The organism is Citrobacter sp. 172116965 (assembly GCF_013458095.1).
GTDB lineage: Bacteria > Pseudomonadota > Gammaproteobacteria > Enterobacterales > Enterobacteriaceae > Citrobacter > Citrobacter braakii.
Genome location: NZ_CP046673.1, coordinates 2,165,989 through 2,179,682, shown reverse-complemented (window position 1 = coordinate 2,179,682; position 13,694 = coordinate 2,165,989). Strand labels below are relative to the sequence as shown.

Here is a 13,694-nt window from a genome sequence, read left to right as displayed (position 1 = left end):
TGATTTTTATTACAAAATGCCCTTCCCAGTAGCGTTAGAGCGGATGAATGCCGTGTGATAGACTGAAGTATCAGACTTACAGGGCTGTACATCATTATGCAATTGCATCATAAAGCGCTCAGGCTCTTTATCTCCGTCAGCGTAGTTGTTTTGACATTTTCTTTTTTGGTTTATGAGCTCATTGCCAGCGATAAAGCAATGAATGCGTACATGCGCTATATCAATGAGAAAGCCGACTCATCGTTTCTCTATGATAAGTATACTAATCAAAGTATTGCAGCCCATCTGATGCGCACATTTTCATCCCCCCAGGTACCCGCTTCTATCGAGCAACAAAAAGCACTTTGCAACGCTTTCGACAGCGTTAACGGCACTCATGGGCTCAACCTCACCCAGCATAACTACCTACCATTACACGGTACGTTGCAAACCCCCACTACAAAATGTAGCGAGAAACTTGAAGACATATTTCTACTGCCCTCTTTTGACCGGGCGGTAAACGTTAATCGTGAGCAGAAAGATTACGGTCATGGTTTAGGTATGCAGGAGTATAAATTTCGATATTACGTCGATCTCAAAAATAACTACGTCTATTTCTTTGATCTGGTCGATTCGCGGAAATTTGCGATACACAACTGGTCGTTTTTGCAAAAAGGAAACCTGGGTATCAACCAGAATGATATTGACGGTATTTTCACTGGCCGCACGGTAATCTCCCGTATTTATGAAGATAACCTGACCGAGAAAAAAGTGATGAGCTTTTTAACACCGGTCTACTATGCCGGTAAGTTAAAAGGCGTGGTGATGGTGGATATCAACAAAGAGAATTTAAAGAATATTTTCTATACCAGCGACCGCCCTCTCGTCTGGCGCTATCTTAACGTGACGCTTTCGGACATCAACTCAGGTAAAGAGATACTCGTTCACCAAAGTGAGAACAACCTGTTTAGCTATGTTCACTACCAGGAGGACATGCCCGGCGGTATACGCATCACCTTATCGCTTGATTTTATGTACTTTATTGTCTCCTCCTGGAAAGTATTCGCCTTCTATCTGCTGGCGACAATACTGTTGCTGAATATGGTCAGAACGCATTTTCGGCTGTATCACAACGTCACGCGTGAAAATATCAGTGACGCAATGACCGGGCTCTACAACCGCAAAATTTTAACGCCGACGCTCGAACAGCGTTTACAGCAGTTAGTAAACGCGGGAACCCTCGTGACCTTTATCGCCATTGATTGCGATAAACTAAAAGTCATTAATGATACGCTGGGGCATAAGGAAGGCGATCGCATTATCACCATTCTGGCTAGAGCCATTCAAACCTCGATTCGCAAAAACGACTATGCCATCCGCCTCGGTGGGGATGAGTTTTGCATTATCCTCATTGATTACCCCGCTGAATTAACGCCTCGTCTGCTGGAGAGGATTCGCTATAACTTACAAATTATTGCGCAAGATAGAGCAATCAGCTTCTCCGCAGGGATTTATAATATGCAGCCAAACGACACCATTGATGATGCCTACAAAGCATCCGATGCACAGCTCTACCTGAACAAACAGAAAAAACGCGCGGATGCGTAATCATTTTTCTGACAGGATTTTCATTGTTGTACCAGGAGTAAGTCATGACGGAAGTGAACAAAGGTAACGCAACGCATCAGCGTTTAATTTCGCTGTTGTCAGAACAAGGCGCGACGTATCGCGTGGTAAGCCATGAAGCGGTCGGCAAATGTGAAGCGGTTTCTGAAATTCGCGGTACCGCACTGGGCCAGGGAGCAAAAGCGCTGGTTTGTAAGGTCAAAGGCAACGGCGTTAATCAGCATGTCCTGGCGATTCTTTCTGCCGACCAGCAGGCCGACCTGAGCCTGTTAGCCAGTCATATCGGCGGGTTAAGAGCATCACTTGCCAGCCCGGCGGAAGTCGATGCACTGACAGGTTGCGTATTTGGCGCTATCCCACCGTTTAGCTTCCATCCAAAACTTAAGCTGGTCGCCGATCCGCTATTGTTTGAGCGTTTTAATGAAATTGCGTTCAATGCCGGAGTGCTGGAAAAATCCGTGATTATGGATACCGCAGATTACCTGCGTATCGCGAAACCGGAATTACTCCCGTTCCGCCGCGTACCATAGCCGTCCGAGTCAGGTGTAAAAACGTAGCATCGTGCATTAGCCCAAAAAAAATCATAATCATTAAAAAAAGCCTGTTCCGTCACGCGTTTACGCGTACAGTAAGCAGGCTTATTTTTTCTTTTGGCAAGGAAACTACGATGTTTGATGTCACTCTGCTGATCCTGCTCGGACTGGCAGCTCTGGGCTTTGTCAGCCACAACACCACTGTCGCTGTTTCAATTCTGGTGCTGATCATTGTTCGTGTTACCCCTCTGAATACTTTCTTTCCATGGATAGAAAAACAGGGCCTGACCGTCGGGATTATAATTCTAACCATTGGCGTCATGGCGCCGATCGCCAGCGGAACGCTCCCCCCCTCCACGCTTATCCACTCCTTTGTGAACTGGAAATCACTGGTCGCTATTGCCATCGGGGTATTCGTCTCCTGGCTTGGCGGGCGCGGTGTCACGCTCATGGGTAGCCAGCCTCAGCTTGTGGCCGGTTTACTGGTGGGTACGGTACTGGGCGTGGCGCTATTTCGCGGTGTGCCGGTGGGACCGCTCATTGCGGCAGGTCTGGTGTCATTGATTGTTGGGAAGCAGTAGCCAGTCCAGCCAGATAACGGCCTGGCGTCTGTCCCAGGCCTTTTTTGAACATGGTGATAAATGCCGTGGTCGAATCGTAACCGAGCATGTGTGCAACCTGTTGCACGTTATGACCATCTATCAGCGCCTGCAGCGCCAGAATCAATTGAAGCTGGTGACGCCAGCGGCGAAAACTCAACCCCGTTTCTTTAACGACCAGACGGGCGAGGTTCCGCTCACTCATCGCAAATACGCTGGCCCACTGTCCCAGCGTCTGCCACTGCGCGGGCTCCCGCGCCATCGTCGCGACCATTCTGCGGATTTTCGGGTGATCGGAAACCGGCAACTGCATTTGCTCCTGCGGCTGCTGCGGGAGTTCATCAAATAACACTTGCGTCAGCCGCTGGGTAGACGGCTCCAGCCGTTGATCATCCGTTTTGGACGCCAGCGCCAGAATGAGCTCCCGACATAACGGGGCGATTTTCAGGGTGCAGCAGCGTTCAGGCATCACTACTGCCTGCGGCTCAATAAACAAAAAGCACAGTTGCGCCCCAACGGTAACGTGGTTGCTGTGTGGAATTTCACCGGGGATCCATACCGCATATTGTGGAGGCACCATCCACATAGCATTTTCAACCTCACAGGTGATCGCGCCATGCAAGGCCAGAATCAACTGCCCCTTACGGTGCTGATGCAGCGGACTGAAGAGTTCATCTTCCCGGGCCTGTATACAAAACGCCACCGCCGCATCGTGGTAAAGGTCGGGCTCATACCCATCCAGCCTCAGTCCTAACATAAAAATGTCCGTTTTTAGCGATAAACTGTCATTTTAGCTTGATTCATCCATTGAGTAAAAACGCTAAAGTATCGCCTCGCCTGACGATATGAGAAAAAAATGACAAATATGCCTTCCTCCCGCGGCAAAAACGCAGCCTGGCTGATCGCGGGGATCCTGATGATTGCCACCACGCTGCGCGTCACCTTTACCGGAGCCGCCCCGTTGCTGGATGCAATTCGCACCGACTACGGCCTGAGTACCGCCCAGACGGGACTTCTGACCACCCTGCCGCTGCTGGCCTTCGCACTGGTATCGCCTCTGGCCGCCGCCGTTGCACGCCGTTGGGGTATCGAACGCAGCCTGTTTGCCGCAATGCTACTGATTTGCGTAGGTATTGCGATACGTTCGCTGCCCACGCCAGGTTTCCTGTTTAGCGGTACCGCTATCATTGGTTGCGGAATCGCGCTGGGAAATGTGCTGTTACCTGGGCTGATTAAGCGTGATTTTGCTCAGCATGTGGCAAAACTCACTGGCGCATACTCGCTGACTATGGGCGCAGCGGCGGCACTGGGTTCAGCTATTGTGGTTCCGCTGGCGCTGAACGGGTTTGGCTGGCGCGGTGCGCTGATGGTACTGATGGTCTTTCCGCTGCTGGCGCTGATTATCTGGTTACCCCAATGTCGCCAGACGGCCAATGCCAGTTTGAGCAACTCGCGCGCTTTGCATTCCCGCGCGATCTGGCGCTCGAGCCTCGCCTGGCAGGTGACGCTGTTTCTCGGGATCAATTCACTTATCTACTACGTGATCATTGGCTGGCTACCCGCCATTTTAATCAGCCACGGCTACAGCGAAGCGCAGGCCGGTTCGTTGCATGGTTTACTGCAACTGGCAACCGCCGCGCCGGGGTTATTGATCCCTCTCGTCCTGAACAGATTTAAGGATCAGCGCGCCATCGCCGCACTGGTTTCGTTAATGTGCGCCATCGGCGCAGCGGGATTCGCGGTAATGCCCGGGCAGGCTTTGCTGTGGACCATACTGTTTGGCTTTGGCTCAGGCGCTACGATGATCCTTGGTTTGACCTTTATTGGCCTGCGCGCAAGCTCAGCGCATCAGGCCGCGGCCCTGTCCGGCATGGCACAGTCCGTCGGGTATTTACTGGCTGCCTGTGGGCCACCGCTGATGGGTAAGATTCACGACCTCAATGGTAGCTGGCTGATTCCATTAGCTGGGGTTGCCGTGTTAGCGATACTGATGGCGGTGTTTGGTCTGTGCGCAGGGCGTAATCGGGAGATCGCAAGCGCATAATGCAGCGGGCAGGTTTGGGTACAACCTGCCCGTTTTTTTATCCTCGCGCAGCGCGCAGCATTGCCTGAACTAACGGCACGGGTTTTCCCGCCAGCGCTCCACGTTCATGCTGAAAGAGTGTGCCGACAAAAAAAGGATGCGTCACCAGCTCAATGGCACGGATATCACCAGCCTCATCCCAGCCAGTCACACGAAGATCACCGCTCTCAATCTCGGCGGCAAAATCTTCCGATACGCCATAGTTGCAGTGATACCCCTCGGAGATAACACCCCGTCCGTGGGCTTTGGCAATCAGCGTATTGGCCCTCAGTTCAATATCATCCGTTTTTTCTACCAGCGAGCAGGTCAACGGTGCGATGACCATCCGCCCCGTGGTATCCGTTTCCGCATGGGCAGCATCACTCCAGCCCAGCACGTTGCGGGCATACTCCAGAATCGCATGTTGAAAACCGCCACAGGTCCCGAGGAATGGGATGCTGTTTTCACGCGCGTAGCGTATCGCGATCAGTGCGCCTTCCAGGTGCCGATATGGACTGCCAGGAACGACCCAAATAGCATCATAGCCAATCAGATCTTCACTGCTGCTAATATCAGAGGTGGTTAGCCAGTCATAATCAGCCACTAATTCCAGGACGGCAGCGGCATCATCGATGGCAAGAGGAATGGCCTGATGCGCCACAATATCAGGGCTGTAATCACCCACCAGCGCAATGCGAAGCGTATCTTTAAACGGGGAAATTTCCATTAAGCTTTCCTTATGTCCAGACAATGAGGGACAATATAAGGAGCCTCAGCCTACCGATTTTTTGTTGGTATCACAATCCCTTAAATTGGGAGTCAGGACGGGCAGAATGTTACAATTGTCACGTTTTACGATCTTATTTAACCGTAATAAAGGTGTCGAAATATATCAAAGCAGTGGATTAATGGAGCGGATGAAAAGATGAAAATTCAATGTAAACGCGTGTATGACCCAGCAGAAAAAAATGATGGTTATCGCGTACTGGTCGACAGGTTGTGGCCTCGCGGGGTAAAAAAGACCGACCTTATTTTTAACGAATGGAATAAAGCGCTTACGCCGTCATCTGATTTACGCAAGGCGTTCCACGCAGAATTGATTGATTTCACACACTTTTCCGAGCAATATCGCGCTGAACTCGCCCAACAGCAGCAGGAAGGAAAGCGTCTCGCAGAGATCGCCCGACAGCAAACCTTAACGCTACTGTATGCGGCGAAAAACACCCAGCAAAACCACGCGCTGGTGCTGGCTGAATGGATACGTCAATGCTAACCGGATTTCATTTGCCCCTTGTCGGATGATCTCTGCGCCAGAGCGCCCATTCATCAATCACTTCCCCGCCCGGTAATTTGCAGTCCGACCTTACGCCTTGCGGGGTCTGCACCGCAATCAGCGAACCGCCCTTTTGTTCGCAATATACCGAAGCCGGATTCGCCAGACCAATATTCGGCGGTTTGGGGGCTTCGGGCTGAGTGGTACATCCCGCTAACACCAACAAGCCGGGCAAAATAATAGACGCCAGTTTCATATCGACTCCTGTTAAAAACCTTATCCCGGCAGGTTACCCCGACTTTCCATCTATCTCCATGTTTTACTGTCAGCTTTCAATTTAATGTTTAAGTTTTGAGCGGGATGGCGTGTTTCATCTTTCATCTTGATGTTCTATCATGCGGGCCACGTCAGCCCAGTCATTACTCAGGAGCATTTACACCTCATGTCGGACATGATCCTTGCCAGAGTCTCACAATCCTTAGCCACGGAGCAGTCAGTTGAGAGCCTGGTTCGGCAACTTCTGGAGATGCTGGAAGTGGTGACTGAGATGGAATCCACCTATTTAACTAAGGTCGATTTAGATGCCCGCCTGCAGCATATTTTGTATGCGCGCAATAGCAAGCAGATGCAGATCCCTGAAGGGCTGTCCGTACCCTGGGATGAGACGCTATGCAAACGCGCCATAGACGAAAACTGTCTGTACAGCGACAACGTCCCCGCTCGCTGGCCGGAGTGTACCGCCGCCCGCGCGCTGGAGATAACCACTTTCCTGAGCACGCCGGTTCATCTTCCCGACGGAACGTTTTACGGTACGCTCTGCGCCACCAGTCGCCACCAGCACGCATTAAGCCAACGTGGCGAACAGGTGTTACATCTGTTTGCGGGCCTGATCGCCCAGTCAATTCAAAAAGAGTCGCTGGTTGCTCAGTTACGCGAAGCGAATGCCGCGCTGATTGCTCACTCCTACACCGATGCCCTGACCGGATTACCGAATCGGCGCGCCATTTTTGAAAATGTTGAGACGCTTTTTTCCCTTGCCCGACATCTCAGGCAGAAGATTATCTTTGCCTATATTGATTTGGATGATTTCAAATTGATCAATGACCGCTTTGGCCACGAGGTTGGCGACCAGTTTCTGATCCAGATTGGTCAGCGTCTGCTTCGCGAATGCGGTGACAATGATATCCTTGGCCGACTGGGTGGTGACGAATTTTTAGTCGTGAGCCTGTCACCGGAAGATGACAGGGATCCGCGAGACCGCCTGCAGCAGGTGAAAAATCAGCTACAACTGCAAATTTGCGGTGACTACCACCTGGGTGACATTCATCTATTTTATCCTGGCGCCAGTCTTGGCATCGTGGAAATTAATCCGTTGGAGACTGATGTAAACTGCGCGCTTCACCTCGCAGACAGCGCAATGTACAAGGATAAAAAGCGTCAGGATAAAACCACTTTTGTCGTACATTAAGCCCTGCTATGCTAACCCGTCTTTAAATAACTCTGGCAGATAATCGTATGCGACTCGGTATTATTTTCCCCGTCATCATTTTCATTTCCGCTGTCGTTTTCTTATCCTGGTTTTTTATTGGCGGCTACGCTGCGCCGGGAGCATAACGATGAAAAAAACAACGCTTATTATGATTGGCGTGGCTATCATCGTCGTTCTGGGAACAGAATTCGGCTGGTGGTGACCTAAGAAAAAGGCCACATATTAGTGGCCTCTATTGTCTGTATGTTTACTTAGCTTTTGATTTTTCTGTAGATAAACAACACCACAATCGCACCGATCACCGCCACGGCGAAACTGCCGAAGTTGAAACCATCGACTTTACCAAAACCAAAGAAGGTGCTGATCCAGCCACCCACTACCGCACCGACAACCCCTAAGATAATGGTCATAAAGAATCCGCCGCCATCTTTACCCGGCATAATCCATTTTGCCAAAATCCCAGCAATAAGACCGAAAACCACCCATGAAATAATGCCCATAATTTCCCTCACTTATGTTTTTAAATTAACGATTCACTCGTCGTATAAAAGCATAGCATAGCGCTGAAAAATTAAAATTTGTGATCGCTATCACTTCTGTTTTTCATCTTTTTCCGATGTTTCATAAGGTTACATCGCTGACTGGCAGACTAATTTTGTCGCGCCTCGTCATTAATGTCGAATCGTCAGTCATTCTGCTTAACGCTTTGGCTGTCAGCCCCTGCTATTGCTGGGTTTTCACTTCTGGCACACTTTATGCTTAAACAGCCCGTCACTACGACACATCGTAGTCCGCGATGCATATCGCGTGACTGCGTCTACAATTCGCGCTATTTCAGCATTTAACAGGTCTGTTATTGATGAAAAAAATCACCAGTGTATGCCCATACTGTGGGGCCGGGTGCAAGCTCAAGCTTGTTGTTGAGAATAACAAAATCATCCGCGCTGAGGCCGCAGAGGGTGTAACGAACCAAAATCAGTTATGCCTGAAAGGCTATTATGGTTGGGACTTTCTTAACGACACTCGCCTTCTGACTCCCCGTCTGACCCGCCCGATGATCCGTTATGAAAAAGGTGGAAAATTCACTCCCGTTAGCTGGGATGAAGCCATTCGTTACACCGCAAAACGCTTAACTGAAATCAAAAATACCTATGGCCCTCGTGCCATCATGACCACCGGATCTTCCCGTGGAACAGGGAATGAGACCAACTACGTGATGCAAAAATTCGCACGTGGCGTGCTCCATACCAACAATGTCGATTGCTGTGCCCGCGTCTGTCACGGCCCTTCCGTGGCCGGGTTACAGGAAACGTTAGGCAATGGCGCCATGAGCAATTCCATCAGCGACATTGAAAACTCAAAATGCCTGCTGATCTTTGGTTATAACTGTGCCGATTCACACCCAATTGTGGCCCGCCGGGTAATTAAAGCTCGCCAGAACGGTGCAAAAATCATTGTCTGCGACCCACGCCGGATTGAAACTGCCCGTATCGCTGACCAACATTTGCAGTTGAAAAACGGTTGCAATATGGCGCTGGTCAACGCCTTTGGCCATGTTCTCATCGAGGAGCAACTCTACGATCGCGAGTATGTACAAAAGCATGCGGAAGGACTGGAAACATACTGGGAAACCGTTAAGGAGTATGCGCCTGAAGACGTTGAACATTTAACCGGTGTTCCCGCACAGCAGATTCGTCAGGCGATGCGTACATTTGCTGCGGCGCCATCGGCCACCGTGATGTGGGGGATGGGCGTCACCCAGTTTGGTCAGGCCGTTGACGTGGTTCGTGGTTTGTCGAGCCTGGCCTTGCTGACCGGAAATCTGGGACGCCCTAACGTCGGTGTTGGCCCGGTGCGCGGGCAAAATAACGTGCAGGGCGCGTGCGATATGGGGGTGCTACCTAACCAGTTTCCAGGGTATCAGGACGTAACCGATTTCGCCGTCAGGGAGAAATTTGCCACCGCATGGGGCATTGACGTTAATCAGATGGATGACAAGGTTGGGACCCGCATCACCGAAGTTCCGCATCTGGCTATCGAAGGCAAAATCAAAGCCTACTACATCATGGGAGAAGACCCACTGCAAACCGAGGCCGATTTGGGTCTGGTCCGCGAAGGATTTAACGCGCTCGATTTTATCGTCGTGCAGGATATCTTCATGACCAAGACGGCGGAAATGGCCGATGTCCTCCTGCCTGCCACCTCATGGGGTGAACACGGTGGCGTCTTTACCTGCGCCGATCGCGGTTTCCAGCGTTTTGAGAAAGCGATTGAACCCACCGGTGATGTAAAGCGTGACTGGGAGATTATCAGCCTGCTGGCCAGCGAAATGGGTTATCCAATGCAGTATCAAAATAACCAGCAAATCTGGGATGAGATGCGCGAGCTGTGTCCACTGTTCTACGGCGTGACCTATGAGAAAATGGGTGAGATGGGTCATGTTCAGTGGCCATGTCCCGATCTCGATAGTCCTGGTACGCCCTACCTTTACGCGCACAGCCAGTTTGATACCGCCAATGGCAAAGGCAAACTGTTTGCCGCACCGTGGCGAGCGCCTGCAGAAGTTCCTGATGAACAATATCCGCTGGTGCTGTGTACCGTGCGTGAGGTTGGGCACTACTCCTGCCGTTCGATGACCGGCAACTGCGCAGCGTTGCAAGCACTGGCAGACGAGCCTGGGTATGTGCAAATCAATACCCATGATGCTGAAAAATTGGGTATTCGTCATCGCGATCTGGTATGGGTCAGCTCGCGCCGCGGTAAGGTTATCAGCCGCGCGGATGTCTCCGAGCGCATCAATGCCGGAACGGTCTATATGACCTATCAATGGTGGATTGGCGCGTGTAACGAGTTAACCCAGGACAATCTCGATCCTATTTCGAAAACGCCGGAAACCAAATATTGCGCCGTAAATATTGAGCACATTACCGATCAGGGGTGGGCAGAAAAATATGCCGCACAAACGTATAGCGATATGAAGTCACGTCTATGTGAGGCTATTGCGTAAATCACCGCCATCATCGCCTGAGTCTGGCTTTCCAGACTCAGGCCTTATCTCATGACTTCGCCAGCTGTGGTTCACTGAAGCGGATGGATGCAGCTTCCTCCTGCTTATCCCGCCGCATAAAGCCGAGGTTCATCAGAAACAATCCCGCCATAAACGGTAGTTCGTACAGTTCTTCAATCAGATCGCCATACTGAGCATTGTGCAGAAAGATGGGAGCCAGCAGACGATGATGCTCTACCGTATCGGAGATCAAAAATGCACAGGTGGTGATCGCTAACAGCCACAGAGGTAGCGGTTCATTGCGAAAGCGACGGGCAATATCCTGGCGTAAGCGCTTCGAAATCAGCACTGGCAGAATAATCATGGCAATCAATACCACTGAGATAGCCCGGAACAGGAGTTTGGGATGCTCAGGAAAATAATCGCGGCCCCAACTTGTGCTTCGACCCAGTAATACCAGCCACCACGCTGCCGCCCAAAGCCAAAATTGCTTCTCGCCTTCGGGACGTGATAAGGGCCTGATGTAGCTGAGTGTAAATATGGCACCAAACAGCAGCCATAGCGCCTGGCCATTTTCAATCCAGCTGACGACAGTACCGTTGAGTAGCGGGAGATGCCAGTTCGCGGCGAACGGGATCGCCACGATGGCTAATCCGAGAATGATTGTGGGTAATGTAAGTCGGGTATTGAGTTTCATAAGCGCGATGTTCTGTTTTATATCTGGTTCGCGATCATAACCCCTGTGAATGATCAACTATTAGCAATCAATGCGAATCTCTTAAGGTATTCTTAAGGAATCCTTTCTGGATATTTCCCTGTTTCGCCCAGAAAAAAAACGCACTGCGCCGTCAAAGCGCAGTGCAGTTTTTAGATTAAAAACTAATATACTCAATCAGTAGCAGTGACTAATGCCTACCACCCGCAGACTTCGTGCTCATTTTCGGTATCGTACGAACGCACGGTATTGACCAGATCTTTGACCACTTCAGCTGCCACATCCGGCACCAGTAATGTCATTGGCGCCTCTGTTTCATAATCAACAGAAACACCGTTGCTGTTATTGGTCACGGTTACGGTATAGGTTGCTTTACCCATGATTTACTCCTTGCCGGTGCGCACGACTTTTCGTTGATTTGCACTCTCCATCAGAACTTCCGGGGCGACGAAAAAATCGATATTAAAGTAAGTGTCGTCGGTCATCACTTCGATGTTATGCCATTTTTCCGGTGGAAAAACGCCAAACTGACCGGCTTCAATAATCATCACCTCTACTGGCTCCGGACTGTGTTCGTCTGCGTATCCGAGATATTTGACCGCCCCCTGCATAACCGAAAGTCGAGGATAAACCCCGGCACGGGTCCCTTTATCAAGGTGGCGTTCGAAAATTCCGGCAGGCGCCGTTTCTTTGTTCCAGAATGGCGTAGAGCGTGTATGGATATGATTCTGTGGAATTTGAAGCATTTTTCTTCCCTTTTCCAGTCGACAACCAGCGAGTCATATTGAACCGCTGCTGTACACAGGGTACGCCTCAAAATATACATTTAAAATACCATTTATTGGTTACAACCCTACGATTATAAATGAAAAGCAGAGCGCAATATTAAAGGCCCGCCGCAATCAGCGGGCCGATGGCATCACGATTGAAGCGTGGCCAGACGGGCGGCAAAACCAACGAAAATCAGGCCGATAAGGGAATTCCCCACTTTCGCCAGTTTCTTCTTCGTACGGATATATTGCGTCACAAACGCGCCGGAGAAAATAAGGAAGCTCAAATAGAAAAAGCTCACTATCTCAAGCGTAATAGCCAGAATAAAGAATGACAGCCCTGAATGCGGCGCATTGACATCAATAAACTGCACGAAGAACGACACATAAAACAGAATAGCTTTGGGGTTGGTCAGGCTCAGGATTAATGCGCGCTTAAAAATAGCGCCAAACGGGACTTCCTCGGGCGCGGCGTCGCTTGCTTTCGATTTCAGTGTTGCATACAGGATCTTCGCGCCAAGATACAGTAAATAGAAAGCGCCAAGATAACGAACGATATTGAACAAAACAGGCGTTGTTTTAATCAATGCAGCAACACCGGCATAGGCCAAAAACATCAACACGGCATCACCAATAAACACACCGCTGGCGGCGAGATACCCCCCCTTTACTCCCCTACCGACGCTGTTCTTCAGCACAAATATCGTATTTGGCCCCGGTACCAGCACGATAAAAATAGCCCCCACCAGATACGTCCAGTAATTCAGAACTCCATACTCTGCGAACACGTTAACCTCTTCCTGAAAAAACACATGCACTTGCTGCGATACAATATGCTAACGAATGCGACAGGTGATGGAAAGAGCAGGTTATTAATTAAAAAAACCCGCCACTGGTGGCGGGTGTGTACAGATAAGGTTAGCCCAGATTAATGGTGCAGCATCTCATCCACTACTTCTTCGCCCTTCAGCTGATAAGGGTAGTAGGTAGGCCAGTTTTCCATCTCCTCAAGCAAGGCAGCCTGCGAGGTATTTCCCATAAAGATATGGAAGTGGCTCGATTTACGCGGCGCGATAATATGATCGCTGAATTGCACGTATTTAGGCGCTTTGCTGTCAGCGGCTTTACACTCAAACAGATACCGTACACCTTTCTTGCCTGATTTATAGTGCAAGATTTTATACCCGGCATAATCGTATTTGCACGATGCGACCTGATTACCGGTGTGAAATTCCATCACGCCATCTTCGATGCCGATGGTGTCTACATTGGTTGCATAGCCTGTACGGTAATAAGCTTTAATTTGTTCTGCCGTTTTGCTTTTATCTTTCTCCGCTTTCTTTTTGAAAACCGGATCAAGTTCGCCGCTGACCAGATACGGATAGACAGATTGCCACATGCCATCCCAGTCGGACAGCGCCCGGTTCTGCACCTGGTTATCATCAAATACCCCTTCCGACGCCTTTTGTTCTGCTTCACTCATCGGCGCACCATGGGAATGATGACCATGCGCCAAAACCTGCCCACTGACTAAAAGCATCCCCAGAGCGATTGTCAGTTTGTTAAAACGAATAGCCAAAATTTCACCCTCAAATCGTTTGTGAGTGAATTGTTATAATATAACGTAACAATTTAATCAAT

The 13,694-nt window shown here is 50.1% G+C and carries 17 protein-coding genes and 1 pseudogene; 9 read left to right on the top strand and 9 right to left on the bottom strand.

All coding sequences use genetic code 11. From position 1 onward, the window contains the following. The first annotated feature begins 96 nt into the window (after nucleotides 1-96). The 3 genes from dgcJ to GPJ68_RS10435 all read left to right on the top strand — a co-directional run bounded on the left by dgcJ (nucleotide 97) and on the right by GPJ68_RS10435 (nucleotide 2,719). Nucleotides 97-1,587 (top strand): diguanylate cyclase DgcJ, encoded by a 1,491-nt coding sequence (gene dgcJ / locus GPJ68_RS10445; protein ID WP_016156302.1) that lies wholly within the window; start codon nucleotides 97-99, stop codon nucleotides 1,585-1,587. Nucleotides 1,588-1,631: 44 nt separating this feature from the next. Continuing rightward, nucleotides 1,632-2,135: a YbaK/prolyl-tRNA synthetase associated domain-containing protein gene (locus tag GPJ68_RS10440; RefSeq protein WP_172860417.1), complete on the top strand. Its 504-nt coding sequence runs from the start codon at nucleotides 1,632-1,634 to the stop codon at nucleotides 2,133-2,135. 137 nt (nucleotides 2,136-2,272) lie between these two features. After that, nucleotides 2,273-2,719 carry a DUF441 domain-containing protein gene (locus GPJ68_RS10435; RefSeq protein WP_016152803.1) on the top strand — a complete coding sequence of 149 codons (447 nt, stop codon included), beginning with the start codon at nucleotides 2,273-2,275 and terminating at the stop codon, nucleotides 2,717-2,719. On the opposite strand, the pseudogene GPJ68_RS10430 reads toward GPJ68_RS10435, so the two are convergent. Further along, a pseudogene (locus GPJ68_RS10430) lies at nucleotides 2,696-3,494 on the bottom strand (helix-turn-helix transcriptional regulator). The gene GPJ68_RS10435 and the pseudogene GPJ68_RS10430 sit on opposite strands and share 24 nt — an antisense overlap. Nucleotides 3,495-3,593: 99 nt before the next feature. On the opposite strand from GPJ68_RS10430, the gene GPJ68_RS10425 reads away from it, so the two are divergent. After that, the gene (locus GPJ68_RS10425; RefSeq protein ID WP_019076604.1) at nucleotides 3,594-4,781 is read left to right on the top strand and encodes a CynX/NimT family MFS transporter; all 1,188 of its coding nucleotides are present in this window, start codon (nucleotides 3,594-3,596) and stop codon (nucleotides 4,779-4,781) included. 37 nt (nucleotides 4,782-4,818) lie between these two features. On the opposite strand, the gene GPJ68_RS10420 is transcribed toward GPJ68_RS10425, so the two are convergent. Beyond that, nucleotides 4,819-5,526, bottom strand: a complete 708-nt coding sequence (locus GPJ68_RS10420) for a CTP synthase (protein ID WP_104652119.1) — start codon at nucleotides 5,524-5,526, stop codon at nucleotides 4,819-4,821. Nucleotides 5,527-5,724: 198 nt separating this feature from the next. Between GPJ68_RS10420 and GPJ68_RS10415 the strand changes: the two genes are divergently transcribed. Next, on the top strand, nucleotides 5,725-6,072 hold the full coding sequence (locus GPJ68_RS10415; protein WP_019076603.1) for a DUF488 domain-containing protein: 348 nt from the start codon (nucleotides 5,725-5,727) through the stop codon (nucleotides 6,070-6,072). A gap of 7 nt (nucleotides 6,073-6,079) precedes the next feature. Here GPJ68_RS10415 and GPJ68_RS10410 read toward each other — a convergent pair whose 3' ends face one another. Next, nucleotides 6,080-6,328, bottom strand: coding sequence for a DUF333 domain-containing protein (locus GPJ68_RS10410; RefSeq protein ID WP_104652118.1), 249 nt, complete (start codon nucleotides 6,326-6,328; stop codon nucleotides 6,080-6,082). A gap of 186 nt (nucleotides 6,329-6,514) precedes the next feature. Here GPJ68_RS10410 and GPJ68_RS10405 point away from each other — a divergent pair, with 186 nt between their 5' ends. From GPJ68_RS10405 to yoaJ, 3 genes are read left to right on the top strand one after another with little or no spacing between them, the layout of a single operon-like run. Further along, on the top strand, nucleotides 6,515-7,540 hold the full coding sequence (locus GPJ68_RS10405; RefSeq protein ID WP_104652117.1) for a sensor domain-containing diguanylate cyclase: 1,026 nt from the start codon (nucleotides 6,515-6,517) through the stop codon (nucleotides 7,538-7,540). 47 nt (nucleotides 7,541-7,587) lie between these two features. Then, the gene (locus GPJ68_RS10400) at nucleotides 7,588-7,686 is read left to right on the top strand and encodes a YoaK family small membrane protein (protein WP_032941789.1); all 99 of its coding nucleotides are present in this window, start codon (nucleotides 7,588-7,590) and stop codon (nucleotides 7,684-7,686) included. Between the two features lie 2 nt (nucleotides 7,687-7,688). Continuing rightward, a complete protein-coding gene (yoaJ, locus tag GPJ68_RS10395; RefSeq protein WP_101700011.1) occupies nucleotides 7,689-7,763 on the top strand; it encodes a protein YoaJ in 75 nt (24 codons plus the stop codon). Nucleotides 7,764-7,812: 49 nt separating this feature from the next. On the opposite strand, the gene GPJ68_RS10390 is transcribed toward yoaJ, so the two are convergent. Further along, nucleotides 7,813-8,061, bottom strand: a complete 249-nt coding sequence (locus GPJ68_RS10390; RefSeq protein WP_016152796.1) for a GlsB/YeaQ/YmgE family stress response membrane protein — start codon at nucleotides 8,059-8,061, stop codon at nucleotides 7,813-7,815. Nucleotides 8,062-8,420: 359 nt separating this feature from the next. On the opposite strand from GPJ68_RS10390, the gene fdhF reads away from it, so the two are divergent. After that, on the top strand, nucleotides 8,421-10,568 hold the full coding sequence (fdhF, locus tag GPJ68_RS10385; protein WP_104652116.1) for a formate dehydrogenase subunit alpha: 2,148 nt from the start codon (nucleotides 8,421-8,423) through the stop codon (nucleotides 10,566-10,568). A 49-nt stretch (nucleotides 10,569-10,617) separates the two neighbouring features. Here the strand turns inward: fdhF and GPJ68_RS10380 are convergent, their stop codons facing one another. The 5 genes from GPJ68_RS10380 to zinT form a co-directional block, all read right to left on the bottom strand. After that, nucleotides 10,618-11,265 (bottom strand): hypothetical protein, encoded by a 648-nt coding sequence (locus tag GPJ68_RS10380; RefSeq protein WP_016156293.1) that lies wholly within the window; start codon nucleotides 11,263-11,265, stop codon nucleotides 10,618-10,620. A 215-nt stretch (nucleotides 11,266-11,480) separates the two neighbouring features. Further along, on the bottom strand, nucleotides 11,481-11,663 hold the full coding sequence (locus GPJ68_RS10375) for a DUF1869 domain-containing protein (protein WP_003832433.1): 183 nt from the start codon (nucleotides 11,661-11,663) through the stop codon (nucleotides 11,481-11,483). Between the two features lie 3 nt (nucleotides 11,664-11,666). Next, nucleotides 11,667-12,029, bottom strand: a complete 363-nt coding sequence (yeaR, locus tag GPJ68_RS10370; protein ID WP_005120376.1) for a DUF1971 domain-containing protein YeaR — start codon at nucleotides 12,027-12,029, stop codon at nucleotides 11,667-11,669. A gap of 173 nt (nucleotides 12,030-12,202) precedes the next feature. Further along, entirely contained in the window at nucleotides 12,203-12,841 is a 639-nt protein-coding gene (leuE, locus tag GPJ68_RS10365) for a leucine efflux protein LeuE (RefSeq protein WP_016152793.1), read from the bottom strand. Nucleotides 12,842-12,981: 140 nt separating this feature from the next. Further along, a complete protein-coding gene (zinT, locus tag GPJ68_RS10360) occupies nucleotides 12,982-13,632 on the bottom strand; it encodes a metal-binding protein ZinT (protein WP_016152792.1) in 651 nt (216 codons plus the stop codon). Nucleotides 13,633-13,694 lie beyond the last annotated feature (62 nt).

Bases quoted from the DNA above. Each gene is read 5' to 3' on its own strand.
- dgcJ (WP_016156302.1), top strand. From the start codon at position 97: ATGCAATTGCATCATAAAGCGCTCAGGCTCTTTATCTCCGTCAGCGTA.
- GPJ68_RS10440 (WP_172860417.1), top strand. From the start codon at position 1,632: ATGACGGAAGTGAACAAAGGTAACGCAACGCATCAGCGTTTAATTTCG.
- GPJ68_RS10435 (WP_016152803.1), top strand. From the start codon at position 2,273: ATGTTTGATGTCACTCTGCTGATCCTGCTCGGACTGGCAGCTCTGGGC.
- GPJ68_RS10425 (WP_019076604.1), top strand. From the start codon at position 3,594: ATGACAAATATGCCTTCCTCCCGCGGCAAAAACGCAGCCTGGCTGATC.
- GPJ68_RS10420 (WP_104652119.1), bottom strand. From the start codon at position 5,526: ATGGAAATTTCCCCGTTTAAAGATACGCTTCGCATTGCGCTGGTGGGT.
- GPJ68_RS10415 (WP_019076603.1), top strand. From the start codon at position 5,725: ATGAAAATTCAATGTAAACGCGTGTATGACCCAGCAGAAAAAAATGAT.
- GPJ68_RS10410 (WP_104652118.1), bottom strand. From the start codon at position 6,328: ATGAAACTGGCGTCTATTATTTTGCCCGGCTTGTTGGTGTTAGCGGGA.
- GPJ68_RS10405 (WP_104652117.1), top strand. From the start codon at position 6,515: ATGTCGGACATGATCCTTGCCAGAGTCTCACAATCCTTAGCCACGGAG.
- GPJ68_RS10400 (WP_032941789.1), top strand. From the start codon at position 7,588: ATGCGACTCGGTATTATTTTCCCCGTCATCATTTTCATTTCCGCTGTC.
- GPJ68_RS10390 (WP_016152796.1), bottom strand. From the start codon at position 8,061: ATGGGCATTATTTCATGGGTGGTTTTCGGTCTTATTGCTGGGATTTTG.
- fdhF (WP_104652116.1), top strand. From the start codon at position 8,421: ATGAAAAAAATCACCAGTGTATGCCCATACTGTGGGGCCGGGTGCAAG.
- GPJ68_RS10380 (WP_016156293.1), bottom strand. From the start codon at position 11,265: ATGAAACTCAATACCCGACTTACATTACCCACAATCATTCTCGGATTA.
- GPJ68_RS10375 (WP_003832433.1), bottom strand. From the start codon at position 11,663: ATGGGTAAAGCAACCTATACCGTAACCGTGACCAATAACAGCAACGGT.
- yeaR (WP_005120376.1), bottom strand. From the start codon at position 12,029: ATGCTTCAAATTCCACAGAATCATATCCATACACGCTCTACGCCATTC.